Source organism: Mycoplasmopsis pullorum (assembly GCF_001900245.1).
Classification (GTDB): Bacteria; Bacillota_I; Bacilli_A; order Mycoplasmatales; family Metamycoplasmataceae; genus Mycoplasmopsis; species Mycoplasmopsis pullorum.
On sequence record NZ_CP017813.1, the window covers coordinates 130,271 to 155,809 of the forward strand.

25 protein-coding genes and 2 tRNA genes are annotated in these 25,539 nt (G+C 30.1%); 14 read left to right on the forward strand and 13 right to left on the reverse strand.

The window, feature by feature from the left end:
- Window positions 1–112 precede the first annotated feature (112 nt).
- From BLA55_RS00470 to BLA55_RS00480, 3 genes are all read right to left on the reverse strand, one after another.
- Window positions 113–2,032, reverse strand: coding sequence for a ribonuclease J (locus BLA55_RS00470; RefSeq protein WP_073372172.1), 1,920 nt, complete (start codon window positions 2,030–2,032; stop codon window positions 113–115).
- Between the two features lie 133 nt (window positions 2,033–2,165).
- On the reverse strand, window positions 2,166–4,277 hold the full coding sequence (locus BLA55_RS00475; protein WP_073372173.1) for a helix-hairpin-helix domain-containing protein: 2,112 nt from the start codon (window positions 4,275–4,277) through the stop codon (window positions 2,166–2,168).
- A 44-nt stretch (window positions 4,278–4,321) separates the two neighbouring features.
- Complete coding sequence (locus tag BLA55_RS00480) at window positions 4,322–5,038, reverse strand: nuclease-related domain-containing protein (protein ID WP_073372174.1); 717 nt, start codon at window positions 5,036–5,038, stop codon at window positions 4,322–4,324.
- A 78-nt stretch (window positions 5,039–5,116) separates the two neighbouring features.
- Between BLA55_RS00480 and upp the strand changes: the two genes are divergently transcribed.
- Complete coding sequence (gene upp / locus BLA55_RS00485; RefSeq protein WP_073372175.1) at window positions 5,117–5,743, forward strand: uracil phosphoribosyltransferase; 627 nt, start codon at window positions 5,117–5,119, stop codon at window positions 5,741–5,743.
- A gap of 32 nt (window positions 5,744–5,775) precedes the next feature.
- On the opposite strand, the gene lepA is transcribed toward upp, so the two are convergent.
- On the reverse strand, window positions 5,776–7,575 hold the full coding sequence (lepA, locus tag BLA55_RS00490) for a translation elongation factor 4 (RefSeq protein ID WP_073372176.1): 1,800 nt from the start codon (window positions 7,573–7,575) through the stop codon (window positions 5,776–5,778).
- A 110-nt stretch (window positions 7,576–7,685) separates the two neighbouring features.
- Between lepA and BLA55_RS00495 the strand changes: the two genes are divergently transcribed.
- Window positions 7,686–7,778, forward strand: a tRNA-Ser gene (locus BLA55_RS00495).
- Between the two features lies 1 nt (window position 7,779).
- Window positions 7,780–7,853, forward strand: a tRNA-Thr gene (locus tag BLA55_RS00500).
- Window positions 7,854–7,909: 56 nt separating this feature from the next.
- On the opposite strand, the gene BLA55_RS00505 is transcribed toward BLA55_RS00500, so the two are convergent.
- The 6 genes from BLA55_RS00505 to BLA55_RS00530 all read right to left on the reverse strand — a co-directional run bounded on the left by BLA55_RS00505 (window position 7,910) and on the right by BLA55_RS00530 (window position 12,759).
- The gene (locus BLA55_RS00505) at window positions 7,910–8,407 is read right to left on the reverse strand and encodes a dUTP diphosphatase (RefSeq protein ID WP_073372177.1); all 498 of its coding nucleotides are present in this window, start codon (window positions 8,405–8,407) and stop codon (window positions 7,910–7,912) included.
- A gap of 9 nt (window positions 8,408–8,416) precedes the next feature.
- Window positions 8,417–9,397, reverse strand: coding sequence for an aspartate--ammonia ligase (gene asnA, locus BLA55_RS00510; protein ID WP_073372178.1), 981 nt, complete (start codon window positions 9,395–9,397; stop codon window positions 8,417–8,419).
- Window positions 9,398–9,478: 81 nt separating this feature from the next.
- A complete protein-coding gene (locus tag BLA55_RS00515) occupies window positions 9,479–10,234 on the reverse strand; it encodes an MAG0110 family membrane protein (protein WP_073372179.1) in 756 nt (251 codons plus the stop codon).
- Window positions 10,235–10,276: 42 nt separating this feature from the next.
- Entirely contained in the window at window positions 10,277–11,581 is a 1,305-nt protein-coding gene (gene der / locus BLA55_RS00520) for a ribosome biogenesis GTPase Der (RefSeq protein WP_073372180.1), read from the reverse strand.
- Window positions 11,574–12,248 carry a (d)CMP kinase gene (gene cmk / locus BLA55_RS00525; protein ID WP_073372181.1) on the reverse strand — a complete coding sequence of 225 codons (675 nt, stop codon included), beginning with the start codon at window positions 12,246–12,248 and terminating at the stop codon, window positions 11,574–11,576. Before cmk ends, der begins: the two co-directional genes overlap by 8 nt.
- A gap of 73 nt (window positions 12,249–12,321) precedes the next feature.
- A complete protein-coding gene (locus BLA55_RS00530; protein ID WP_073372182.1) occupies window positions 12,322–12,759 on the reverse strand; it encodes a hypothetical protein in 438 nt (145 codons plus the stop codon).
- Window positions 12,760–12,806: 47 nt separating this feature from the next.
- Here BLA55_RS00530 and ftsY point away from each other — a divergent pair, with 47 nt between their 5' ends.
- From ftsY to gap, 8 genes are all read left to right on the forward strand, one after another.
- The gene (ftsY, locus tag BLA55_RS00535) at window positions 12,807–13,805 is read left to right on the forward strand and encodes a signal recognition particle-docking protein FtsY (protein ID WP_073372183.1); all 999 of its coding nucleotides are present in this window, start codon (window positions 12,807–12,809) and stop codon (window positions 13,803–13,805) included.
- The gene (locus BLA55_RS00540) at window positions 13,795–14,019 is read left to right on the forward strand and encodes a sigma factor-like helix-turn-helix DNA-binding protein (protein WP_073372184.1); all 225 of its coding nucleotides are present in this window, start codon (window positions 13,795–13,797) and stop codon (window positions 14,017–14,019) included. The genes ftsY and BLA55_RS00540 overlap by 11 nt, the downstream gene beginning before the upstream one ends.
- A 47-nt stretch (window positions 14,020–14,066) precedes the next feature.
- The gene (gene gmk / locus BLA55_RS00545; protein ID WP_073372185.1) at window positions 14,067–14,666 is read left to right on the forward strand and encodes a guanylate kinase; all 600 of its coding nucleotides are present in this window, start codon (window positions 14,067–14,069) and stop codon (window positions 14,664–14,666) included.
- Window positions 14,653–15,399 (forward strand): PP2C family protein-serine/threonine phosphatase, encoded by a 747-nt coding sequence (locus BLA55_RS00550; protein ID WP_073372186.1) that lies wholly within the window; start codon window positions 14,653–14,655, stop codon window positions 15,397–15,399. The genes gmk and BLA55_RS00550 overlap by 14 nt, the downstream gene beginning before the upstream one ends.
- Window positions 15,400–15,402: 3 nt before the next feature.
- On the forward strand, window positions 15,403–16,401 hold the full coding sequence (locus BLA55_RS00555) for a serine/threonine protein kinase (RefSeq protein WP_084107613.1): 999 nt from the start codon (window positions 15,403–15,405) through the stop codon (window positions 16,399–16,401).
- Entirely contained in the window at window positions 16,391–17,230 is an 840-nt protein-coding gene (rsgA, locus tag BLA55_RS00560) for a ribosome small subunit-dependent GTPase A (RefSeq protein WP_073372187.1), read from the forward strand. The genes BLA55_RS00555 and rsgA overlap by 11 nt, the downstream gene beginning before the upstream one ends.
- Entirely contained in the window at window positions 17,230–17,901 is a 672-nt protein-coding gene (locus tag BLA55_RS00565; protein ID WP_073372188.1) for a ribulose-phosphate 3-epimerase, read from the forward strand. Before rsgA ends, BLA55_RS00565 begins: the two co-directional genes overlap by 1 nt.
- Before the next feature lie 153 nt (window positions 17,902–18,054).
- Entirely contained in the window at window positions 18,055–19,056 is a 1,002-nt protein-coding gene (gap, locus tag BLA55_RS00570; protein ID WP_073372189.1) for a type I glyceraldehyde-3-phosphate dehydrogenase, read from the forward strand.
- A 160-nt stretch (window positions 19,057–19,216) separates the two neighbouring features.
- On the opposite strand, the gene BLA55_RS00575 is transcribed toward gap, so the two are convergent.
- The 3 genes from BLA55_RS00575 to BLA55_RS00585 are packed head-to-tail and all read right to left on the reverse strand — an operon-like array spanning window position 19,217 to window position 21,832.
- A complete protein-coding gene (locus tag BLA55_RS00575; RefSeq protein ID WP_073372190.1) occupies window positions 19,217–19,834 on the reverse strand; it encodes a hypothetical protein in 618 nt (205 codons plus the stop codon).
- Window positions 19,827–20,531 (reverse strand): 23S rRNA (guanosine(2251)-2'-O)-methyltransferase RlmB, encoded by a 705-nt coding sequence (gene rlmB / locus BLA55_RS00580; protein WP_073372191.1) that lies wholly within the window; start codon window positions 20,529–20,531, stop codon window positions 19,827–19,829. The genes BLA55_RS00575 and rlmB overlap by 8 nt, the downstream gene beginning before the upstream one ends.
- A gap of 32 nt (window positions 20,532–20,563) precedes the next feature.
- Window positions 20,564–21,832 carry a cysteine--tRNA ligase gene (locus BLA55_RS00585; RefSeq protein ID WP_318024747.1) on the reverse strand — a complete coding sequence of 423 codons (1,269 nt, stop codon included), beginning with the start codon at window positions 21,830–21,832 and terminating at the stop codon, window positions 20,564–20,566.
- Between the two features lie 64 nt (window positions 21,833–21,896).
- On the opposite strand from BLA55_RS00585, the gene argS reads away from it, so the two are divergent.
- The 3 genes from argS (at window position 21,897) to rpoE (ending at window position 25,533) form a co-directional block, all read left to right on the forward strand.
- Window positions 21,897–23,546, forward strand: coding sequence for an arginine--tRNA ligase (gene argS / locus BLA55_RS00590; protein ID WP_235631838.1), 1,650 nt, complete (start codon window positions 21,897–21,899; stop codon window positions 23,544–23,546).
- Window positions 23,547–23,549: 3 nt separating this feature from the next.
- A complete protein-coding gene (locus BLA55_RS00595; RefSeq protein WP_073372193.1) occupies window positions 23,550–25,211 on the forward strand; it encodes an amino acid permease in 1,662 nt (553 codons plus the stop codon).
- Between the two features lie 73 nt (window positions 25,212–25,284).
- Entirely contained in the window at window positions 25,285–25,533 is a 249-nt protein-coding gene (gene rpoE, locus BLA55_RS00600; RefSeq protein WP_073372194.1) for a DNA-directed RNA polymerase subunit delta, read from the forward strand.
- The last annotated feature ends 6 nt before the right edge of the window (window positions 25,534–25,539 follow it).

Sequence of the window (25,539 nt, forward strand, 5' to 3'; positions counted from 1 at the left end):
CATATTAAAAAACCTTCGTCAAAAACGAGGGTTTTTATTTGCGGTTTTTTGGGACACTTTAGAGCCAAAATGGGACAATCAAAAAAACACAGAAATTAATTCTGTGCTTTTTCTATTCTTCGTCTTCTTCATCTAAATCGTCGAATTGTTCTAAAGTAACATCTTTGAATATTTGTTTTTCGATATCTTTGATTATTTTCTTAGTTTCTTTTGAGATTCGATCTTTTTTATTTGATTTTTTGACTGTATTATTATTTGTTTTAGCATTTTCATTGTTGTTTTTGTTTGATTCATTTTCAAATCTAACAATGATTTTTTCTTCTTCTTGATTTGCTTTTTTATGTGTTTTTTTGGTTGTTGGATCGATTACAAAAATAATCGGAATAATAATCGGATCACGTCTACGTTCTTTGTGGTAAAGTGCACTCAAACGTTCAATTAAAAACTTTTTAATCTGTGGAACAGATCAATTTGGAGTATTCTTAATGTAATGTAAGACCGCACCGTGGGCAATTCTTTTACTTTCTTCGATTAACTCTTGTGAATTTTTAACAAAGAAGCAACCACGAGACAATAATTGAATTTTACCCACCGAATTATTCTTTTTATTAATTGTAACAACCACTGAAACAAAACCGCTTTGTGCAAGTCTATTTCTTTCTTTAATTAAAGCAGCGGTTGTATTTAAGATTGATTTTCCATCAATAAAAACAGGTCCAAAATCGATTTTTTCCTTAGTCGGGATAATCTCATTGTTACGCATTAAGTAAACATAACCATTTTGTGGTACTATCACATTTTTTGGATCAACTCCGTTTTCGATTGCACTTTGACCGTGAACAATTGACATACGGTATTCACCGTGGTATGGTAAAAAGTACTTTGGTTTAGTTAATTTAAAAATTTTATCGTGTTCATGGCGATAAGCATGACCACTGGTGTGTAGATAACCGTCAACACCATTTTCTTTAATGATCGCACCTAATTTGTACAATCTATTAACTAATAATTCAATTACCATTCGATTGCCAGGGATGGGACTAGAAGAAAAGATGATCATGTCCCCTTTTGCGATTTTGATTGTTGGATGTTTTCCGTATGACATTCTTGATAAAGCTGCAAGTTGTTCACCTTGAGATCCAGTTGTTAAGATCACTAAATCATTTTCGTTAATTGAACCTAATTGTTTTTTATCCGCAAAAACATCAGCAGGTACATCAATGTATCCCAATTTACGACCAATTTTAATTCCTTGAATCATCGAACGACCAAAAACTAAAATCTTTTTATTCATTTTAACGGCAAGGTCAATAATCACCTTAACACGAGTTAAGTTCGAAGCAAAAGCAGTAACAATAATTTTACGTTTTGCATTTTCCATGTGTTTTTTAATGTCTGTTAAAATGTCACTTTCACTTGGTGAGTGGTACGGTCTCATCGCATTTGTTGAATCACTTAAAAGAACAGTTAAACCTTGTTTTCCGATTTCATCTAAACGAGCAAAGTCAGTATAGTTACCAATTGGTGTATAGTCAAATCTAAAATCACCAGTACACATTAATGAACCATTTGGGGTAGTTAAACGTACTCCAAATGCGTCTGGAATTGAGTGTTGAGCGGTTCAAAAATCTGCACGAACTTCATTATTCGCGAAATAATAACTATCTTTTTTATCAATTTCGATAAATTCAATTGGTTTAGTTATTTTTTGTTCATCAAATTTTGCTTTTAAATATTGAATTGCAATTCTAGGAGCAAAAATTTTGTTTAATCTTGTTTGTTTTACCAAGTACACTACACCACCGATGTGGTCTTCGTGTCCGTGAGTAATGAATAATGCTTCGACTTTTTTATTAGGTTGATTTAGGTATGAATAATCAGGAATAATTCCTTTAATTCCGGTGGTGAATGTGTCTGCGAATTTAATACCAGCATCAATGATAAAGATGTGGTCATTGTGTTCAATTAATAATGTTGATTTTCCTATTTCCTGAACACCACCAAGCGGAATAATTCGAGTATCTGTTGGCATAAGTCTCCTATAAAATGAGTTTTATAATTTAAAAAATAAATATTAAAAGATTGATCAATAATTTAATCTTCTTACTTAAGTAAGTTAATCAAATAATAAGAAATTATATATTATATTGACTTAAAAAAATAATTTATTTTATGAGACCTGAAATACGTCCGTTTTCTTTGTTAATTTCTAAAATTTCCACCAACAAATCTTGACCTATAAATAAGTCGTTTTTATTAAATGAACCAGTGATTTTACTATTATGCACAAAAACACTTTCTTTGATTCCGATAAAAATAAACACACCAAAATCGGTTATATTTTCAATTCTTCCGTTGTACGAATTATTAATTGCTAAATCATCAATTGTTTTGAGTGAATAATCGATTTTAAAACCACTTTTTCTATCGCGAATGTCTCTAGCAGGGTTTAATAATGAGTCGATAATTAATTCGACATCGTAAATTGAAATTTTGAATTTTTGAGCTAATTCATCAATTTGATATTCTTTTTCAAATTTTTGAGTTTGCACATCATAGTTTAAATATTCCATTATTTGACGTGCAACTTTGTAACTTTCAGGATGGATATTTGTTGAATCTAAAAACTCGCTTGAACCGTAAATTCTTAAGAAACCGACTGATTGTTCAAAACTTTTTGCTCCAAGACCTTTAACTTTTTTGAGTTCATTTCGATTTTTAAATAATCCATTTTCATTACGGTATTCAACAATATTTTGAGCTGTTTTTTTATTAATTCCAGATACATGTAAAAGAATATGTTTGGTTGCACTGTTTAAATTAACTCCAACAAGGTTAATTGTTTTAAAGATTTTAAAGTCTAATTCTTCACCTAATTCTTTTTGATTTACATCATGCTGATATTGACCAATACCGATTGATTTAGGATCGATTTTGATAATTTCATTTAAAGGATCTTGAAAACGTCTACCAATATTAATTGCTGATCTAAGTTCAACACTTAATTCAGGAAATTCTTCTTGAGCTAATTCTGAAGCTGAATAAACACTTGCTCCTGATTCTGAAACGATTTCAACAGGAATATTGAATTTATTTTTTTCAAGTAATTTTTCAATAAAATCTCTTGTTTCTCACGAAGCTGTTCCGTTACCAATTAATATCATTTGTGGTACGTGTTGATTAATTTCTTTTAAAATAATCTCACTTGATTCTTTGAGTTTATTTACAGGTGGATTAGGATATATCACACCAGTTTTAATTAGTGTTCCATCACCTTCAAGTAATGCATATTTGCAACCATGGACATAGGCCGGATCAATTGCAAGCAACTTAGTATTTTTAACTGCTGGAGAGAGTAAAATTGATTCTAAATTTTTTGAAAAAATTTGGATAGCATCTTTTTCAGCACGAGCGAATAAGTCTTCGAAGATTTTGTTTTTAACTGATGGCAAAATTAAACGATTTAATGAATCTTGAACAGCATTTTTAAGTAGTGCAGCTGTACGTTTATTTTTGAAAAAATGATTAGTAATGTTATTTAATAAAATAGTTTCATTAATCTCAAATTTCATTGCTAAAATATCTTTTTTGACTGCACGATTAATTGCTAAAATTTTGTAATTTTGAATATATTTAATTGGTTGAGTAAAATCATAATATATTTTAAAAACAGAGTTTTCATCAATTGCTTTAGGTTTTAATTTGGTATTAATTTTTCCATAATTTCAAATTTGATCATACACATAATCACGTACTCATGGATCTTGTGAAATTCATTGCGAAATGATAAAAAGTGCTTGTTCAATAGCAAATTCAACACTTGCTACATCCTTGGTGATGAATTTTTCGGCATATTTATAAGGATTAAACTCGATTTTTGTGTTTGTAAAAATTTCTTTTGCTAACGGTTCTAAGCCTAGTTTAATTGCTTCAGAAGCTTTTGTTTTTTTACCAATTTTAAAAGGTTCATAAATCGCTTCTAAATCAGATTTTTTTGTCGATTCAAGAATACTTTTTTCGATTTCTGGGGTTAATAAATCTTTCTCTTTAAGACTATTTAGAATAGTATTTTTACGTTCTTCAAGTTCTAGATTATATTTATATTTTTTATAAATATCATTAATTTGCTCTTCGTCTAAATTACCAGTAAACTCTTTTCGATATCTCGAAATAAATGCAACAGTTGATCCTTCACTTAACATTTGCAATGTATTTTCCAAATATTTAATATCGATATTTAACTCTTGTGATAATTTTGTAATTACATCTTGATTCATAATTCTCCTTGTTAAAGTAATTTAAAAATAAATAACCAAACCGGTTATTTATTTTGTTTAGTGATTTTTTTGAATTTTTTTGCTTCTTTTAAAGTGTTAGCTTTCATTCCGTTTAATACTAATTTAAAGTCACGAATGTTAATTTTGCTTGGTAAGTGATTTAATTCTTGATAAATAAAATCGAACTTGCTAGCTAAATCTTCTTCAGTTGAGAGCACCACATAATTATCTACATTATAAATGTCATAAGTTGTATCTTTTTGTGTAACAATCATAGAAATGGCCATAAAATTCATATTTAACATTTTATATAGATGTTTAATGTGTTTGTAGTTTTGAATTAAAAAGTTTGAAACCTTATTTTTTTTACCTTTATTTTTGTTAGTAATGTATAAGTATTCACTTACTGAATCACCACTAATGTGTCCTTTATAACTTTTATATTCTAAAACAATCACAAATTTTTCGTTAAATACAATTCCATCAACTTCAAAAATATTTCCATCGTAATGATAGGTCGCAGGTCCGACATATTCCATTTTGTATTTATGAGCTAATTCTTTAACTTGTTTAACAATATTATTTTCGAAAATAAATCCTTGTGTTTTCTTACGTGTTTTGAATAAATAATAATAAATAGCAAAACCTATTGCACCTACAAAAAGCAACAACATAAAAACTAAACCGATAATTGCGTATGTTTTATTAAAATTGTTTTCTGCATTCTGTTCAGCTAATTCAGCATAAATTTCAAAGTTCATGAAATTATTATAATATTTTTAATTAAAATACCTTAAAATATGTAGAATTTAATTAAACACTGTGAGGAGTATAACAAAATGTTGAAAGTTATTGAACATCCGTTAATTTCAATTAAATTAACATATATGAGAGATAAAAATGCGAACCACTCTCGTTTTAGAAGAAATTTAAATGAAATTGCTTCATTAATGGTTTATGAAATTTTACGTGATTACGAAACTAAACCAAAAAAAGTTGTAACACCACTTGAAAAAGAACACGTTGGTTTTGATTTCAATAAAGAAATTGTCATTGTCCCAATTTTGCGTGCCGGTTTAGGTATGTTGGATGGTCTACTTAGTTTAGTCCCAGAAGCCCGCGTGGGACACATTGGTGTCTATCGTGATGAAACCACACATCAACCACATCAATATTTCTACAAAATGCCAGATGTACCAAAGGACTCACATATTTTAGTAGTTGACCCCATGCTGGCCACCGGTGGGAGTGCTGTGGATGCGATTAATTTACTTAAAAAAGATGGATTTACAAATATTCAATTGTGCTGCCTTGTTGGAGTACGAGAAGGTGTTAATTTTGTTGAAAAGAACTTTGGTAAAGATTTTCCAATCTTTTTAGCAAATTTAGATGAGAAACTAAATGTCAACAAATACATCGAACCTGGTCTTGGGGATGCTGGAGACCGTATCTTCGGGACAAAATAAAAGTTCAACACATTCAAGGTTGAACTTTTTTGTTATTTTTTTGGATCCATATTGGTTTTCAAAATTGATAAAAAGGCTTCTTGTGGGACTTCGACTGATCCAAGAGTTTTCATTCTTTTCTTACCTTCTTTTTGTTTTTTAAGAAGTTTTTGTCTACGTGTAACATCTCCACCATAAAGTTTAGCAGTAACGTCTTTACGGTAAGCTTTAATTGTTTCACGAGCAATAATTTTTCCACCAATAGTTGCTTGGACTGGGATTTCGAAGTTTTGTCTTGGGATTGCTTCTTTTAACTTTTCACATAATTCACGTCCAGATGCATAAGCGCGATCGCGGTGTGAAATAATAGAAAAGGCATCAACTTTATCACCATTTAGTAAGATGTCCACTTTTACTAAATCACTTTCACGGTATCCAATTCATTCATATTCAAATGACGCATATCCTTTTGAAGTACTTTTTAGACGATCAAAAAAGTCAAAAATTGTTTCAGCGAGTGGCATTTCGTATACTAAACGTGAACGATTGTTATCTACATATTGTAAATCTTTGTAAATACCACGTTTGTTTTGACATAATTCCATCACATTACCAATATATTCATTTGGTAAAAATATACTTGCTTCAATATAAGGTTCTTCGATAAAATCAATGAAAGTACGATCTGGTAGTAAGGTTGGATTAGAAATCATTTCTATTTCACCGTTTGTCATGTGGACTTTGTACTCAACGCTGGGACTAGTTGCGATAATACCAACGTTGTATTCACGGTCCAATCTTTCTTGAAGAATTTCCATGTGAAGAAGACCTAAAAATCCAACTCTAAAACCAAATCCTAAAGCTTTTGAGGTTTCTTGTTCTCAAGTTATTGATGAGTCGCTTAATGAAATTTTTTCTAAACTTTCTTTTAGTTCTGAATAATCTTTAGTATCAATTGGATAAAATCCAGTGTAAACAACTGGTTTCATTTTTTTGTATCCAGCTAAAGGTTCGGCTGTGGGATTGTCAACTAATGTTATAGTGTCCCCAACGCTGACTTCCTTTGCATCACGAATTGCAGCACTAACTCATCCAACTTCCCCAGCTTCAAGTCATTCCTTTTTGGTTTCGTTTGGATTTCGAACCCCAAGATCAATTACGTGATATTCTGCGTTGTTCGACATAAATTTGAAACGGTCACCAGTTTTAAGTTTACCTTCAAAAATTCTAATTAACATAATAACACCACGATAAGGATCGAAGTAACTGTCGAAAATTAATGCTTTTAATGGTTTTGAATCATCCGCATTTTTGGGACTAGGAATATATTTAACAATCGCTTCTAATACATCAGGAACACCTTGACCGGTTTTTGCAGAAATTAAAACAGCATTTTCGGTTGAAATACCAATAACTTCTTCAATTTCTTGTTTTACTGCTTCAACATCAGCACTTGGTAAATCAATTTTGTTAATTACAGGTATGATTTCAAGATCGTTTTCGATTGCTAAGTAAACATTGGCCAAAGTTTGAGCTTCAATTCCTTGTGTTGCGTCGACAACTAAAAGAGCTCCCTCGCAGGCTGCGAGAGAACGAGAAACTTCATAAGTAAAGTCCACGTGACCAGGAGTGTCGATTAAATGAAAAGTATAATCATTGTATTTAAGTTGCACAGCGTTTAATTTGATAGTAATACCACGCTCTTTTTCTAGTTCCATTGAATCAAGGAATTGTTCGGTTAAATCTCTTTTTGCAACAGTATTAGTAATTTCTAAAATACGGTCTGCTAAAGTACTTTTTCCATGATCAATATGCGCAATAATTGAAAAATTTTTAATTTTTGATTTATCCATAATTATTAAAAATTATAATATAAAACCATTTATTTTGATTACGTATAATTTCTTAATTAACTATAATATTTCATGTTATTCAAAACTTATATATAATTATTTTACAAAATGGTCAATTACCCAAGTCCGGCTGAAGGGACCGCTCTCGAAAAGCGGCAGGAGATGAAAGTCTCGCGAGGGTTCGAATCCCTCATTGACCGCCACGCCATTTTAGCTTAGTGGTAAAGCACTTGACTCGTAATCAAGCGACACGAGTTCGATTCTCGTAAGTGGCACCATACCATTTTTTGAAATTATTATTAGTTAAAAAGCAGAGGAGTAATTCCTCTGCTTTTTAGTAATTATTTTTAATTCGGTTATAGTTTTTTTGGTTGACTTTTAAATATCAAGTAAACATTTTGTCATAATCAAGATCAATTAATTGAGCCACACCAACAATTAATTCAAATAATTCACGTAAAGTTTCCTTATTGGGATTTGTGATTAGTTTTGAAATTTGAATAAAAATTTCTTTAAATTGATAGGTCAAATCATCACTAACTATTTTCGCTTCAATAATTGGATTAATTTTATAAAAATTAGCATTTGAGACTAAAAAGTGAATTAAATCTGTATATTCTTCATAAACTTTATCTCAATTGATGTTTTTGTTCTTTTTTCAATATTTGAAAAATTGAATTTCATTAGCTAATTCCGAAACTTCAACAGTCAAACCAATTAGTGATTGCAGGTGATGTTTTGATTGTTCAAGTTCCGGATTCACGCTGAAGACTTTTTCGTTAATTTTTTGGTCTAAGTCTTTTTGTAATTCGAAAATTTGTGAAAAGTCCATAATTACTCACTAAAGCAGTTCAATTCCATCTTTGCTGATTTTTTCTCGATACTCGTTTGGTCAATAACTAGCTTGTACTTCACCAATATGTTTTTTTTCTAATAAAAACATACTTACTCTTGATTGTCCAATTCCACCACCTATTGTAAGTGGTAATTCATTATTCACGACATTTTTGTGGTATGGAGAAAGATTTTCTAATTCAGTTTTGGTTAATTTACTTTGTTCAATTAAACTTTTGTCATTTACTCTAATCCCCATCGATGAGAGTTCGATCGCACGATTTAGCACTGTAGAATAGACGATTAAGTCACCATTAAGTTTTCAATCATCATAGTCCACAGCACGTTTTGAATGTATTATACCTGATTTGAGTGGATAACCAATTTGATAAATAAAAACAGCACCTTTTTCTTTTGCGATTGCATTTTCTCTTTCATCAATTGATAAATTAGGATATAAATCTTCTAAATCTTGTGCACTGATGAAAAATACATTTTCTACAAGTTCTTGTGTTAAAGTTGGAAACATCTCTTTTAGACGAAAATGTGTGTGTCTGAGTGATAAGTAAATTGATTCAACCGTTTGCTTTAAAAATTCAATTGAACGATCTTTTTCTAAAATGATTTTTTCTCAGTCTCATTGATCTACATAGTATGAGTGCACTTCGTCTAAATCTTCTTCACGTCTTATTGCGTTCATGTCGGTATAAAGTCCTTCATAAGGTGCAAAGTGGTATTGTTTTAATGCATGTCTTTTTCATTTTGCAAGTGAGTGAACCACTTCAAGACGTTCATTAGATTTTGAAGGTACGAAAAATACTGGTTCTTCTCCATTTAACCCGTCATTTAAACCTGATTGTTTCGACACAAAAAGAGGAGCGGTTGCACGAGTTAAGTTTAGGTTTTTCTTCAATTCTTCTTGAAAAATTTTTTTCAAATCTTGAATAGCACTCTGGGTTTGTCTAATGCTTAGTTTTGGAATATACATAATTCTCCTTTTAATCTATATTTATTAATTATACAAACATTAATTTGAAACAAAATAAAATCCTGCAATGCAGGATCAAATTTAGTTTTTGTTAAATGAGAAAAGACGTAAGATTTGTAATACCAATTGCACGTAGTTAGAAAATAAACTAACTGAGAACATAAGAGCTTCCTTAACTAATTCTTTTTTGTCCACTGTAGTCTCAAAACTTTCTGCCTTTTTACGTAATAAGTAAAAATCAATAGCAGTTGAAACGAAAACAATTGTAATAATTAAAAATGAATAAAAGTTACTCATTGTTAATAACGTTTTACTGTTGCTTGTTACAAAAATTGTTACAAATACAACAATGGTTGTGACGATATAAACAGCAAATAAAATTCAATATATAAAAGTTAATTTTTCAATTTTAATTATTTCAAAGTACCCGAGTAAACCAGCAGCAATCATTATTATCCCAGGGATTAGCAATGAACCAAAGATAATAAGTGTACGATTACTATCGAATTCAAGTCAAACCTTTGTTGCATATACGACAAAGTAACTTAAAAAGAAAACAATAACTATTGATGAAACAATCTTTCAAAATAGATTCATCCGGTTTCCATAATAACTAAAAACTACTAAAAAAATTAGACCACTAATGAAAATCCCAAAAGAAGTCCCGATACCAGCCGGTTGCATTAGTCAACGCGGTGATACAAAGTACGATGCAATTCCCATTGTGGCGATTAAAATAGTAAAAGCAATACCAAAAAATAACGAAACAAGTGCATAAAAAGTCTTGCGTCCGTTAGTAATTGATATTCTTTGTTCTTGATGTAAAAATTCATTCATAATACATAAATTTTATCACAAAAAAACTTGAATAACCTAAAGCTACTCAAGTCCATTACGGTTTTTATAATTAATTCGAATTGGACAACCTTTAAAGTTAAATGTTAATCTTAATTGATTTTCCAAAAATCTTGTGTATGAAAAGTGAACATATTTTTTATTGTTTACGTAAAAATTAAAAGTAGGTATTTTATCTAAAGTTTTACGTACAAAATAAACATTTAAACGACCGCCATTATAAGGAGCGGCAGGTTGAATCATTTGTGTTTCCATCACAAATTTTGATAAAAGAGATGGTTTGATATCTCTTTCTAAGTTTTCACGAACTTCATTCAATGTGTCGACTAATTTACCTAAACGTTGGTTATATTTTGCACTAATAAATACAAACGGAACTCAAGGGACAAAATGCAATTTGTGTCTTAATCTTTTTTCGTACTCAGCCATTGTGTTTGTTTCTTTTTCAACTAAATCTCACTTGTTTATAACCACAATAATAGGTTTATCATTTTCTAATGCATAACCAATTATACGAGCATCAAAGTGTGAAATTTCAGCAGTAGCATCAATTAAAATTAATGATAAATCACTTTCGGCCAAACTATTCATTGCACGCATAAGTGCATAGTGATCCACACTTTCGATTAGTTTACTTTTTCGCATGATTCCAGCAGTATCGATTACGTTATATTCTTTACCATCAATGATAACGTTAGATTTAACACTGTCCCGAGTGGTACCTGGGACATCTGAAACGATTGAACGATTTTCTTTGGTTAAATTATTTAATAATGAGCTTTTTCCTGCATTAGGACGTCCGATGATTGATAACTTAAAAAGTGAATGATCTTCTTCATCAGTAAAGTCCAGATAACTTAAACATTTATCTAAAACTTCCCCAATACCTTCCCCGTGCAATGCTGAAATCGGAAAAATTTCATCGACACCTAATTTATACCATGAAAAGTCAAACATTTGGTTGCTTTCTAATTTGTTAGCAGCAACAATGATTGGTTTTTTCGATCTACGTAAGATATTCATGATAAAAGCATCATCATTGGTAATTTCAGAAGTACCATCAACAAGGAAGATGATCACGTCTGCTTCATCAATAGCAATTTTTGCTTGAATTTGGATTTGATCTTGAAATGGTCTATTTTCAATTTCAATTCCACCAGTATCAATGAATCTGAGTGTGTGACCAGCTCATTGAACATTTTCATATAGTCTATCACGAGTAACACCAGGTTCATCGTGCACAATTGATATTTTTTTACCGATTAATTTGTTAAAAAAAGTGCTTTTTCCGACATTTGGTTTTCCAATTATAGCAACTGTATTACGCATTTTCACTCACTTTTTGGTTAATTATATTAATAATAGTTTGGACAACTTCTTCAAAATCCATATTGGTGCAATCAATTTCGATTGCATCTTCGGTTTTGTGTAATGGATCAACTTCTCGATTCATATCTTGTGCATCACGTGCTTTTACTTCGTAAAGTACTTCTTCAAAGTTAGTTTTGTATCCTAATTCATTATTTTGAATACATCTACGGTTTGCACGCTCTTCAGGATCGGCTCATAAAAATATTTTAACTTCAGCATGTGGCATTAATTTAAAAGTTGTGTCACGACCATCAACAATGAATCCTTTTTCTTGTTTTGTCATTTGTTGTACATAATCAACTACGAAATTACGAACTTCTTGAATTTTAGCAACTACGGCCGCACTTTGTGATACGTAGTCAGCTCTAATTTCGTGCGAAATGTTCCGACCATTTAGTCACACACTTTCGTCGTATTGCAATTTAAGCATCCCAGGGACTAATGAATTAATTACCGAATTTATATCATAGGGATCTAAACCATTTTGTATTACATTAAATGCAATTGCTCGATACAAACTGCCGCTATTAATCGGTGTGTAACCGAGTCTTTTTGAAATTTCTTTGCTAACTGTACTCTTGCCTGCACCACTTGGTCCATCAATTGCAACATTCACTTTCTTCATTTGACCTCACATAGATTGAAATTGTAAATTTAAAAATTAAAAAAATTATATATTAAACCAGTCAATATACATTTTAAATTTTAATTTTATTTAGAATTATTCGTGTTGTTTTGGTTAAATCAACCTTTTCATTTTTATTTTCTTTGAAATTTTTTTCAAATTCAATTAAATCCTGTGCATTCTTATCTGAAAAATTATATTTTTCAAAAAATGACTTATTCGAATTGTTTTGAAAAATTGTATAAATTTCGGATTCTAAAAAATCAATATCGTACTGTATTTCGATGTTTTTGAGCATTAATTCTTCTGAATAATCCAATTCAATTTTAACTTCTTCAAAGTGTAAATTATCATATTTATTTAAAAATTCAAAATCATCTTGATTCATTATTTTTTTAAATCGCTTAATATTGTGTGCTAATTTTGGATTATTTTGAAAACTAAGGGAACACAAAAGTTCAAAATTATATTGTTTTTTATCTAATGCAGCTGATTCTTGATTTTTTTTCATATTTTTATTTTACTTAAATAAACACAAAAAAAGTTAAAATAATAATTATGAAGTTTTTTAAAAAAATAATCAATAAAGTCTTTGCGAAAAAAGAGAACGAAATACCTAAAACAATAAGCGAGAAGTATGAAAAGGGACTATCAAATACTTCGAGCTTTGGTCGTAAAATTTTAGAATTACAAAGTCGTCACAACGAAATTAATGAAGAATATTTTGAAGAATTAGAAGAATTATTAATCATGTCAGATATTAATTTTAATTTAGTGGACCAAATTATTGAAAAAATTAAGTCTGAAGTTAAATTAAATAACATTAGTGACTTTAATTTAATTAACGAAATTATTGCTGAGAGTCTTTTTAGTGCGTATGCAAATAATACAATTGTTAATACTAATTTAAACTACGAAAATGGTCGTTTGAATGTTTTTGTAATGGTTGGAGTTAATGGTTCAGGAAAGACCACATCAATTGCCAAAATTGCAAATATGTACTTAAAACAAGGTAAAAAAGTATTAATTGCCGCTGGGGACACTTTTAGAGCAGCAGCGGTAGAGCAACTTAGTGTCTGAGCTGAAAGAATTGGTGCAGACATTATTAAACCGCTTCAAAATAATCAAGATCCTGCGAGTGTAGTGTACCAAGCAATGCAAAAAGCTACTCAAGAAAATTACGATTTATTAATTATTGATACAGCTGGCCGTTTACAAAATAAAGTTAATTTAATGAATGAATTAAACAAAATGATTGGTGTGATTCGTAAATTTCAAGTTGACGCGCCACATGAGTCCCTATTGGTCATGGATGCGACCACGGGACAAAATGGTCTTTCACAAGCTAAAATTTTCAAAGAAGTTGCTAACCTAAGTGGGATTATTTTAACTAAATTAGATGGTACCAGCAAAGGTGGGATTGTTTTATCGATCAAAAATGAATTTGACTTGAATGTTAAGTATGTAGGTCTAGGTGAAAAATTAGACGATTTACAACAATTTGATCTTGAGTTATTTATTTATGAAATGACTAAGGAATTAAATAATGAAAGATAAAAAAGATATTGAAACTGTCGATTACTATGTAAATTTATTTGAGCAATATCACAATTTTTTAACTCAAAATCAAAAGCAAGTTTTTCAACTTTATTTTTACGAAGACTTGTCATATTCAGAAATTGCGGAAGTTTTAGCAACATCTCGAACTGCTGCGTATGACACACTAAAAAAGTGTTTAAATAAGCTTGAAAAAATCGCAAGTAAAATGTAATTTATTATTTTATTTATTAACAAAAAAATTTATAATTATTTACAACTATGATAGAAAAGAAGATTCCGATTATTATTTTTACTGGTCCTAGTGGTGTTGGTAAGGGGACTGTTGAAAGATTATTATTTGAGTTTGACGAGTTAAACTTATCTTTATCATGCTCTGTGACCACTCGAAAACCGCGAAGTGGTGAAGTTCATGGAATTCATTATTATTTTCTAGATAAAGCATTAGTTCAGCAAAAAATAAAAGCTCGTGAATTTCTAGAATTTTCTTATCATTTTGGTAACTATTATGGTACCTTGTATTCTGAATTAGAAAAAATTAATAACAAAGGTAAAAATCCAATGTTAGAAATTGAAACACAAGGTGCGATGCAAATTTTGAAAAAATTAGAAAATGATCCTAAATTTAACGTAATTACTATCTTTTTACTTCCACCGACAATTGCAGACTTAAAAGAACGTATTATTAAACGCGGTTCTGAAGATGATGACACTTTAAGAGCTCGTCTTGAAAAAGCTGAAAAAGAAATCGAAGAATCAACCGTATTTAAGTATAGAGTATATAATCACACTCCTGAACAAGCTGCTGAAGAAATTAGAAATATATTACATAAGGAATTAAAAATTAATGATTTTTGTTAGTCGAAGTGAAAAAGGAAAAAGACAATCAAATCAAGATCGTGTTGGAGTTTTTGAGAACAAAGACACGATCTTTGCTATTTTATGCGACGGCATGGGAGGACACTCAGGTGGAGAAATAGCTTCTTCATTAGCCGTCAATTTTTTATCTCGCGAATTTGTCAATAATTTTAACTATAAAAAAGACGATGTTAAATTATGATTTGACATTAATATTGACAAGTTAAAACGTTTAATGGTTCGCGAAGTTAAAGAAAATGATGAGTCCCTGATGGAGATGGGGACAACTATCACAGGTGTCTTAATCATTAAAAAAGAAAATAGAATTTACTTTTTTAATTGTGGTGACTCGAGGGGATACGCACTCCTAAAAAATGGTGCTTTAAATCAAATTACGGTCGATCAAAATGTTTTTAATTTATTGAATAGCAATGGTCAAACAGACTTAATTAATAGGTACAAACAAACCAATAGCTTATGAAAATTAACTAGTGCGGTTGGACCAAAAATCGCGACCACATTAGAAATTTTCGAACTTGAAGCTAAACATTTTCCACAGATTAAAAAAATTCTCTTAACTAGCGACGGAATCCACGGTGCAGTTGATTTTAAAAGTATTGAGTTGATTTTAAGTTCTCAAAATTCGATAGATCAGATTGCGAATAAACTCCTCGATGAAGCTATTTTAGGTGACTCAACTGACAATATGTCACTTATTATTTTGGATATGGAGTAAGATATGGAATTTAAAAACATACCACCTAAATCTTCGACAATTTATTCGAAATATCTGATTAAAAAAATTCTTGGTGCTGGAGGTAGTGCTACAGTTTATTTAGTAAGTGCACTGGATAATCCAAAACAACTTTATGCACTCAAATATCGTGTACCCGATTCTAACGCTAATAATTTTAAACGTTTTGAGCAAGAAGCAAAAATACTCTCAAAATTAAAAAGTGTCAACATTCCTTATTTCGTTGAAAGCTATATTACAGCAGAAGAACAATATTACGTGATGGAATATATTGAAGGTGAAACACTTCGCTCAATGATTGAAAAAAATGGACACATTCATACTCGTGCGGCTGTTAGTTATGCAAAACAAATCGCCAGTGGGATTGGGGAACTTCATGCTAATTCAATTGTCCACAGGGACATTAAGAGTCAAAATATCATAATCTCAAAGAATCAAACAGTTAAAATTATTGACCTAGGTATTTCACTCGAAGAAGACACACAACGTTTAACAAAAACACACAATATCATGTGTTCTATTTATTATGCAGCTCCTGAACTAGCGGATCCAAAATGCAAAATTCAACCAACTGTTGATGTGTACGCACTGGGGATAGTTTTGTTTGAAATGTTAACTGGTGATTATCCATTTCAAGGTAGCGATGCACGTAAAACGTTCTTTATGCATCGTGATCAAGAATTACCTTCAATTATGCAAATTCGCGAAATTCCGCAAGCTTTAGAAAATGCGGTAATTAAAGCAACGGCAAAAGATCCAAAGAAAAGATATCAAACGATGTGAGAATTACGTGCTGATTTGGAGACAGTTTTAAAACCATCACGTTCGCTCGAAGAAAAGATTTCATTAAAAACAATGAAACCAAAGAAAAAAATGAGAGACCACTTTAACTCCTGAAAAGTGAGTGCAATCATGTGTATAATTGTAGTAATATTGATCGGAGTTTGTTTGTATTTTGTCCAAAGGATGTCGAATGGAATATAAAGTTTATTCAATTAATTCAGGTATTTATACCTTACACAATGAGCGTGAAACAATTAAAGTCCCAGCGGCTGGACGTTTACGTTTTAAAGAAAATTCACCTTTAGTTGGGGACTATGTAAAATTACATGAGGGACTCCTAACTGAAATTTGTGAACGAAAAAATAGCTTCATTCGTCCCAAAGTGGCTAATGTGGACCAAGTTTTTATTGTAATGTCTTTGGTCGAACCAGATTTTCAGTCATTTTTGATGGACAAATTTTTAGCAATTATCGAAAACAAAGAAATTACACCGATTATTTTGTTTACTAAATCAGACTTAACCAATGATTTTTATTGATTCGATGAGTATACTAAACTTGGTTATTCGACTTTTTTAGTTGATAATAAAAAACCAATTTTTATCGAAAAAATTAAGAAGTTATTTAAGGATAGAACCTCGGTATTCATGGGACAAACTGGTGTTGGTAAAACAAGTACGATTAATAATTTAGGTGGTTACCAATTTCAAACACAACAAATTTCAAAAGCCTTAGGTAGGGGAAAGCATACGACAAGAATTGTCCAAATTGTTAAATTTAATGACGGTGAATTAATTGACACACCAGGTTTTAGTTCATTGGACTTGGATCTAGATAAAATTGATTTAGCACAAAGTTTTAAGTTTTTTAAACTAAATATTGGTAAATGCAAATTCCGTTCATGTCTACATATTAATGAAAGAATTCAGGATTGTTTCATCAAGCAAAGTGTTGAAAATGGTGATTTTCCACTTTGAAGATATCAAAATTATCAAAAACTACAAACAGAAGTAAAAAAGGAAGAATACTAATGACAAAAAAATATGTTACACCTAGCTTATTAAATGTTGAATCACAAAAAAGATTAGAAATTGCTAAAGAATTAATTAACGCAGGAGTAAAATGAATTCATTATGATGTAATGGATGGTGAATTTGTTCCGAATACCGCTATTTCATATCAAGAAATCAAAAATATTCGTGAAAAAGCTCCAAAGCACATTATGGATGCGCACTTAATGGTTAATGATCCGCTTTCATACTTAGATGAGTTCAAAAACGTGGTTGATATAGTGACAATTCACTTTGAAGCAATCGATGATTTGGAAGAATTTAAAGAATTTTTAATTGAAAATTACCATGAAATTAAAATTGGTTTAGCAATTAAACCAAATACTAGTGTTGAACGAATTGTTGAATTTTTACCATATTTAGCATTAGTATTAGTTATGTCAGTTGAACCTGGTAAAGGTGGACAACGTTTTATTGAAACATCATTACAAAAAATTAATCAACTTAAAATTTTAAGATTAAAAAATTCATATGATTATTTAATTCAAGTTGATGGTGGAATCAATAATGAAACCGGTCCTTTAGCTTTTGAAGCTGGTGCGGATGCAGCTGTGGCAGGAACTTATTTAGTATTTGAACCTACAACTAATCGCATTAAAAGCATCCTCGGTCACAAATTTAAAATGGCATAAAAGATTTGCAATTATTACCATAATAAATGAAATCAATATTTTACAAAATTGATTTATAAATGAGACATTAATATATAATTTTTATGTATAGTTACTATACAAAATAAATATATTTATTTTACAAAACACACTTATTTTAATGAAAGGTTATTTATGAAAAAAATAGCAATTAACGGTTTCGGAAGAATTGGAAGATTAGCTTTCCGTCGTATTCTTGAAACTAAAAACAATGAATTAGAAGTTGTTGCAGTTAACGACTTAACAGATGCTAAAACATTAGCTCACTTATTAAAATTCGATACAGCTTTTGGTAAATTAGGAGTTGAAGTTTCAGCTACAGAAAACACATTAGTTGTTGATGGAAAAGAAATTAAAGTTTTTGCTGAAAAAGATCCTGAAAACTTACCATGAGGTGAATTAGGAATTGATTTAGTTATTGAATCAACAGGATTCTTCGTTAAACGTGAAGGTGCTGGAAAACACTTAAAAGCTGGTGCTAAAAAAGTTGTTGTTTCAGCTCCTGCTGGAAGCGATGTTAAAACAATCGTTTACAACGTTAACCACGATACTTTAAATGGTGATGACGAAATTATTTCTGCTGCTTCATGTACAACAAACTGTTTAGCTCCAGTTGTTAAAGTATTAGTTGACAACTTCGGACTTAAATCAGGATTCATGACAACAATTCACTCATACACAGGAGATCAAAGATTACAAGATGCTCCACACCGTGACTTACGTCGTGCTCGTGCGGCTGCTCAAAACATGGTTCCTACATCAACAGGTGCTGCTAAAGCTATTGGTTTAGTAGTTCCTGAAGCTTCAGGTATTTTAGATGGATCAGCTGTTCGTGTTCCTACAATTACAGGATCAATCGTTGATTTAACATTCACATTAGAAAAACAACCTACAGTTGCTGAATTAAACGCAGCATTTGAAAAAGCAGCTAATGAAACATTAAAATATGAAACTGCTCCTATCGTTTCATCAGACATTATTGGTGAAGACCACGGATCAATCTTCGATGCAGCTTTAACATCAGTTAAAGAAACAAAAGACGGAAACTTATACAAAGTGTTCTCATGATATGACAACGAAATGTCTTATGTTGCACAATTAATTAGAACTGTTACATATTTTGCTAAATTAAAATAATCCAAAATTAACTTAAAAACAGGCGTTTTCGTCTGTTTTTCTTTTGCTTTTTTGTCGCTCACTTTACACATTAGCTTAAGAGGTAAAAAGAAAGACCAAACTTGAAAAATGGATAAAAAGTTTGGTCTTCAAAATTGTGGTCTACTTATTTTGAATAAAATTAAGTAAACACAAATGTATTGTTATAGTGATTCCTGATATTTGATAAGATGATTCGATTCTCTTTTTTGATATATGGTAATTTGCTTGTTTTAGCAATTTGCAATGTATGTTCGACAAATTGCTTTTCCTGAGAATTCATTTTTGGAGACATTTTTTCATAGCTCACAAATATGTTCTCATCCTCTTGTTTCGTTTTAATTTTTCATAACAAGTTTTTAATTTTACGTGATGAAAGCGAGTTTTTTGTCCGTTCAAAATATTCTTGTTTTTTCATTCTAGCATTCTTTTGAGACTTCATAAAATACTTTAATTTACCATGTAAAAATTGTTCAATTTTATTTTCAGATTGAAATTGAACAGAATCGCAATTAACCTCAAGTACGCAGTTAAACAAAAACAAAATTGCGTTTCAATAAATTTCAGTAAAGTCATTTCGCATTCAATTTAAAATAGTGTCGTAGCGTTTAATTCAATAAATTATGATTACATGGAATTGCTTTTCGATTATTTTGATTAATGAATTATCTGAGATTGTAATTGGCAAAACATCAATTTCTAAAAGATTTGCTAACTTAGGGTTAATTATCTTAATTTTGCGACTATTTACTCTATTCATTTTCTAATGTCTTTTTCGCTTCAAATAATAAGATACCTGTAGCGACAGAAACATTTAAAGATTGCACTGAACCAGATTGCGGGATATAAATTATTTCATCACTGACACTTAATGTGCTTTTTGAAACTCCGCTTCCCTCGTTACCAACAACAATCGCGAAAGGAAGATTATACGATACTTTATCATACTGCTGTGCAGTTGAATTTAATGCCGAAGTGTAGATTCAAAAACCATTATTTTTCATTCAGGTTATTGTAGCGGAAATACTTTTAACTTTAATAAACTTCATTCCGACAAAACCACCTGATGAAATTTTTAAAACTAATTCATTGATATCTGCTGCACGAGTGTTAGGATAGATTATGTGCTTGATTCCAGCTGCATTAGCACTGCGAATAATTGCACCGAAATTTTGCGGATCTTGGATGTGGTCAAGAATTAAAACCATTTTTGGTTGGTCCTTATTCAAAATTTTTATATCATAAAAATTAATCGGTTTAATCAGTGCAATAAAACCTTGGTGATTCTCTTTAGTCATTTTATTCATTAAGTTTTTGTCAAATATTTCAACCTTAAATGAAGCATTTTTAAATAATTCCTTGTTTTGTGCGGTAGCAACAATAACCTTTTCAATTGGTCAATTGTTTTCATAAGCATCTAAAACGGAGTTTCTACCGCACATTAGTAATTCTTTCATAATAGTACCTCGTTTTTTTCTCTAATTTATTTTTATATTATTTTTTCTTTTTGTAATTTTACACGCAACGCATCTGCTTTTTCGTATTCTTTTGCATCTACCAATTGAGATCATTCTTCAAAAATTGGTTTGAGTACTTCGAAGTTCTCAAAAGTATCACGATATCCCAAAATTTTAAAAACTTCAATTAAACTAAGTGCAATTTCTATTGATTTTGTTTTATTAAATTCTTTAATTAATTTATTTACTTCAAACATGAATTTAGAAAAGTCACGTTCATAGACTAAATTGATTATATTTGTGACAATTTCATAATTTGTAGTATCGTCCGCTTTTGAATTTAAAAAAGAATAAAATGCGATTCTTCTGATTTTAAGGTTAAATGCGTTTGCACTTTTAATTAAGTCCTCATTTAAGTTGATCGGACCTAAAATGGTTGAATTTAATAAAATGGTACGGTAAACATCAACTTTGTGCTCATCAAAAAACGCTTTTGCTTTAATGATGTTTCCTTTTGATTTAGACATTTTTTCACCATAAAGATTGATTTGTCCACAACGCAATCATTCCTGTGCAATAGGTTTATTGGTCAAAGCAAAGTGTTGAATATTTTCATTTTCATGATGCGGAAAAATTAAATCAATCCCGCCACCGTGAATGTGCACACCTTCATCTTTAAAATATTTATAAATCAAAGCAGAACATTCTGTGTGTCAACCGGGACGACCAGCTCCGAATTTTGAATTATATTTAACCCCAACTTTGGTGTTTTTTCAAAGTGCAAAGTCTGCAGGAAAATTTTTATTGGCTGAATTTTCTTCAAAGAACATCTCATCTAATTTTTGATGCGAAACTGTACCATAGTAGTTTTGGTACTTTTCAACTGAAAAAAGAAGGTCATCATCTTGTGCGTAGGTAGAACCATTTTGGGACAATGAATCTAAATAGTTTTCTATTAAATCTAAGTTGTCGGTCACTTTTTCAATTTTTGTGATTGTATCAATGTTAGCTTGTTTTAACAAATCTAAATAAGCATTGGTAAAAAAATCACTAACTTCTTTTTCACTTTTATTTTCACTAATTGCTTTGTTGATGATTTTATCATCGATATCTGTGATATTGTGTAAGAAAAAATAATCAATTTTCTTATAACGAACAGCCTTTAAAATTAGGTCAAATAATAAAATTGGTCTCATATTTCCGATATGAATATGATCATAAACAGTCGGTCCACAAACGTAAATTTTTAACATATGATAATTATAATTAAAATTAATCCTTTTTCAGGTTAAAAAAGACATTTTTAATGAGTAATTAAGTGTTAAAATATAAAGTACATATAAAATTTATATAAAGGAGAAAATTATGATTAATATGAATGCAAAAATTAAAAATATGATTGAAGAAATTATTATTATTCTTCAAAATGAAGGAGTCATTAGTAATGACTGCACTGCAGGCACTATTAATTATAATTTACAAGAACCGAATATCAATGTAGGGGACTCTAAACAATATAATTTTGCGACAAATATTGCATTTTTACTTAAAAAATATGCAAAAATACCTGTCCTAGAATTAGCACAAAAAATTTCTATTGAATTGGAAAAAAATGAATTGGTTGAAAAAGCAGATGTAGCTGCACCTGGTTTTATCAATATCATTTTAAGTGACTGTGCTTTTGTTGATATTTTGAAAAATATAATTAATAAAGAAGATCAATATGGATCGAACTTAATACAAGATGAAAATGTGTACAATGTTGAATTCGTTTCAGCTAATCCAACTGGATTTTTACACGTCGGACACGCTCGTGGAGCGGCCATTGGGGACTCTTTAGTGAGAGTTTTACGACATGCAGGTTTAAAAGTAGTACCTGAGTACTGAGTTAATGATGCTGGAAATCAAATTAAAGTTTTAGTAGATAGTGCCAAAGTTAGATACTTTGAATTATTTGGACAAACTTTAACTATGCCTGAAGATTGTTATAAAGGTAGTGATATTATTTGGTTAGCAGAACAAATTAAAAACAAATATGGAAATAAATTTTTAGAGAATTTTGATCAAAATATGGACGAATTTAAACAAATTTGCATCGACATTTTATTAGAAAAAATTCGTACCGACTTAGCAAAATTTAATGTTTCATTTGAAATTTTTACTTCAGAAAAATTTGTTCGCGACAGTGGACTAGTTGAAAAAACACTTGAAAAAATCAAAAAATACACCTATGAAAAAGATGGTGCACTTTTCTTAAATACCACCGAATTTGGGGACGATAAAGATCGTGTTTTAATTAAAAGTGACGGATCATTTACTTACTTTACGCCAGATATTGCGTACCACGATATCAAATTACAAAGATCAAATAAATTAATTAATGTTTGAGGAGCGGACCACTCAGGTTATATTGCCAGATTAAAAATTGCAATGCAATGTTTAGGTTACAATCCTGAAGATATTGAAATTATTGTGGTTCAATTAGTTCGTTTAATTAAAAACGGACAAGAATTTAAAATGTCTAAAAGAGCTGGTACCAGCGTAACCTTAGAGGATTTAATGGACGTTTCAAATCCAGATTGTGTCCGTTTTAACATGTTAACTCGTGATCCGAATACTAAATTTGATTTTGATATTGATTTAGCTAATAGTAAAGATGAAAACAACCCTGTATTTACAGTGCAATACGCACACTCACGGGCTAATTCAGTCCTAACTAAAGCCAAAGTCGATTACGACTTTAACTTAATCCCTTTCAATGATAAAACACGTAAATTATTGGTTGCTCTTGATCAATTTCCTGATGTAATTAAAACTGTTGCTTCTACTTATAAAATTCAATTGTTAACAAGTTATTTAATGAATTTAGCAAATTTATTCAATAGTTTTTATTCAAATAATAAGATTTTAGATTCAAATCATTCACAAACTTTATTGGCTGTAACACTTGCAACTAAGAGAGTTCTGAAGTTGGGACTGTCATTAGTTGGAGTTTCTGCTCCTGAAAAGATGTAATTTATGGACAGTGACAAGCAAAAGTTAAACCACGAATTAGAATTATTGAATCTAAAAGACATTCCAAAAGGTAAAAAAATTAACTTTTTTGTTGGAATGTTGATTGTTATTGGTTCTTCGATTGGTGCAGGTATTTTCTTTAAATCGCACGAAATCTTACATTACAATAGTTTATCGCTAATTTTAGCTATTCTTTCTTGAAGTATTGCCTCAATTGCAATTATCTTACTTGCAATTGGATTGCTCGAAGTAGTAAAAAGTACCAACGGAAACTTATCATATGTTGGTTGAAACAAAAAATTCAATACGCGTGTAGTGTACCAAATGAGTCGAAATTTCACGCTCTATTTAAATATTCCACTGACATTTTTCTTTATGCCGCTTTATGCTTTAATGTCATTTCAAGATGGATTACAAGCATTTGGGATTAACAAAACATTTGGAACAAATGTCGATTGATTAATTTGAGGTATTATTGTGGTACTCATTTCGATTTACTTTTTAGTAAGTTCGGGATTGAGTGCTAAAGTTGCTAATATACAAAATAGCATTACGCTGTTTTTAAAAGTTTTAGCAATTATTTGTAGTGTTGTAATTGCACTTGCTTACTATATTATTAATCGTAAATCAGTCCAAGAGGATATTCATTGACTTCCAGTGGCACCACAAATGGACCATGAAGAAATGAATTTTTCTTATAAAATGATGCCTGGGATTGGACTGTTCTTATCATGAGCTGGAATCTTTTTTGCTTATGATGGATTTTATGTTTCAACTGGTATTGAAAACGAAATGCAAAAACCTAAAGATGCTCCTAAAGTTTTATTATGAGGTTTAGGAATTGTTACTTTAATTCACTTAATCATTGCGATTGCAATGTCGATTAACGGAAAAGGTGATTTTAAAGAATTTTTTAAATTCTTAAATCAACGTAATTTAGGATGAATTTTCGGAATCGTTAATATTTTCATTGGAATTGGAGTCCTTGGTATTATCAATGGATTTAGTCTATGAATTCCACGTTTTATTGAAGAATTAATCAAAAACGAAGAAATTGTTTTTGCATCAAAATTAAAGGATAAACTAGTTCAAAACAAACCAAAAATTGGTGTAATTTACTCAATCTTTTTAATTATTCCAATCGTTGTAATTTTTATTATTATTGGTGGTTTATTCTATCCAAATAAATTCGAAAATATTCAAGATGCTCAAGATTTAATTAGCTATGCAAGTTATGGAAGTGGTATGTCAAGCTTGTATAACTTAGCTGATTTATTGAGTAATTGATTAAGTTTGATTATTTTTGGATTTATTGCAATGGCTTGTTTTGGATACTTTTTAAAGAATTTCAAACGCAAATACAAATCCAAGAGTCAAAGAATTTTGCTATGAATTAACTTTATAATTTCAATTTTTATCATGATTGTGTTGTTTATTAATTTCTTATCAGTCTTTATTGATTTGATTTTATTAATGCAACAACAAGCACATTTAGATCATTCATGCTGTTCAAGTGCATTTATTGAACAATTAAAAGATCAAATTAACGGTAAAATTTTATTAATTATCGTATTTTTTGTCTTTAGCTTTATTATTTTTGTGCCTCCGCTAGTTCGTTTAATCAATTACAAAAAAATGTTTAAAAGAAGTGTTTCCATAAAATAATTACTTATTTTTAACAAAAAAAGATATAAATATTTATAATTTAATATAAATTTATTATATATAAAGGAGAGCTATGAAAACTATGTTAGACATCGCAATCGATGTAGTGGTTAATGGTACACAAAAATCATATAAATTTGACACAATTTTTGATGAAATTGAAAGACAATTGAAAGACTATTGAGAAGAAAATTTAGTTACAGAGCAACAAAGCTACGAAAAATTAAGAGTTAAAAAAATCGGTGAACTTTACAGACTTTTAACAGTTGATGGTCGTTTTATTAGAAATAATGATGAAACTTGAAGTTCATCAGGAAAATAGTTAAAC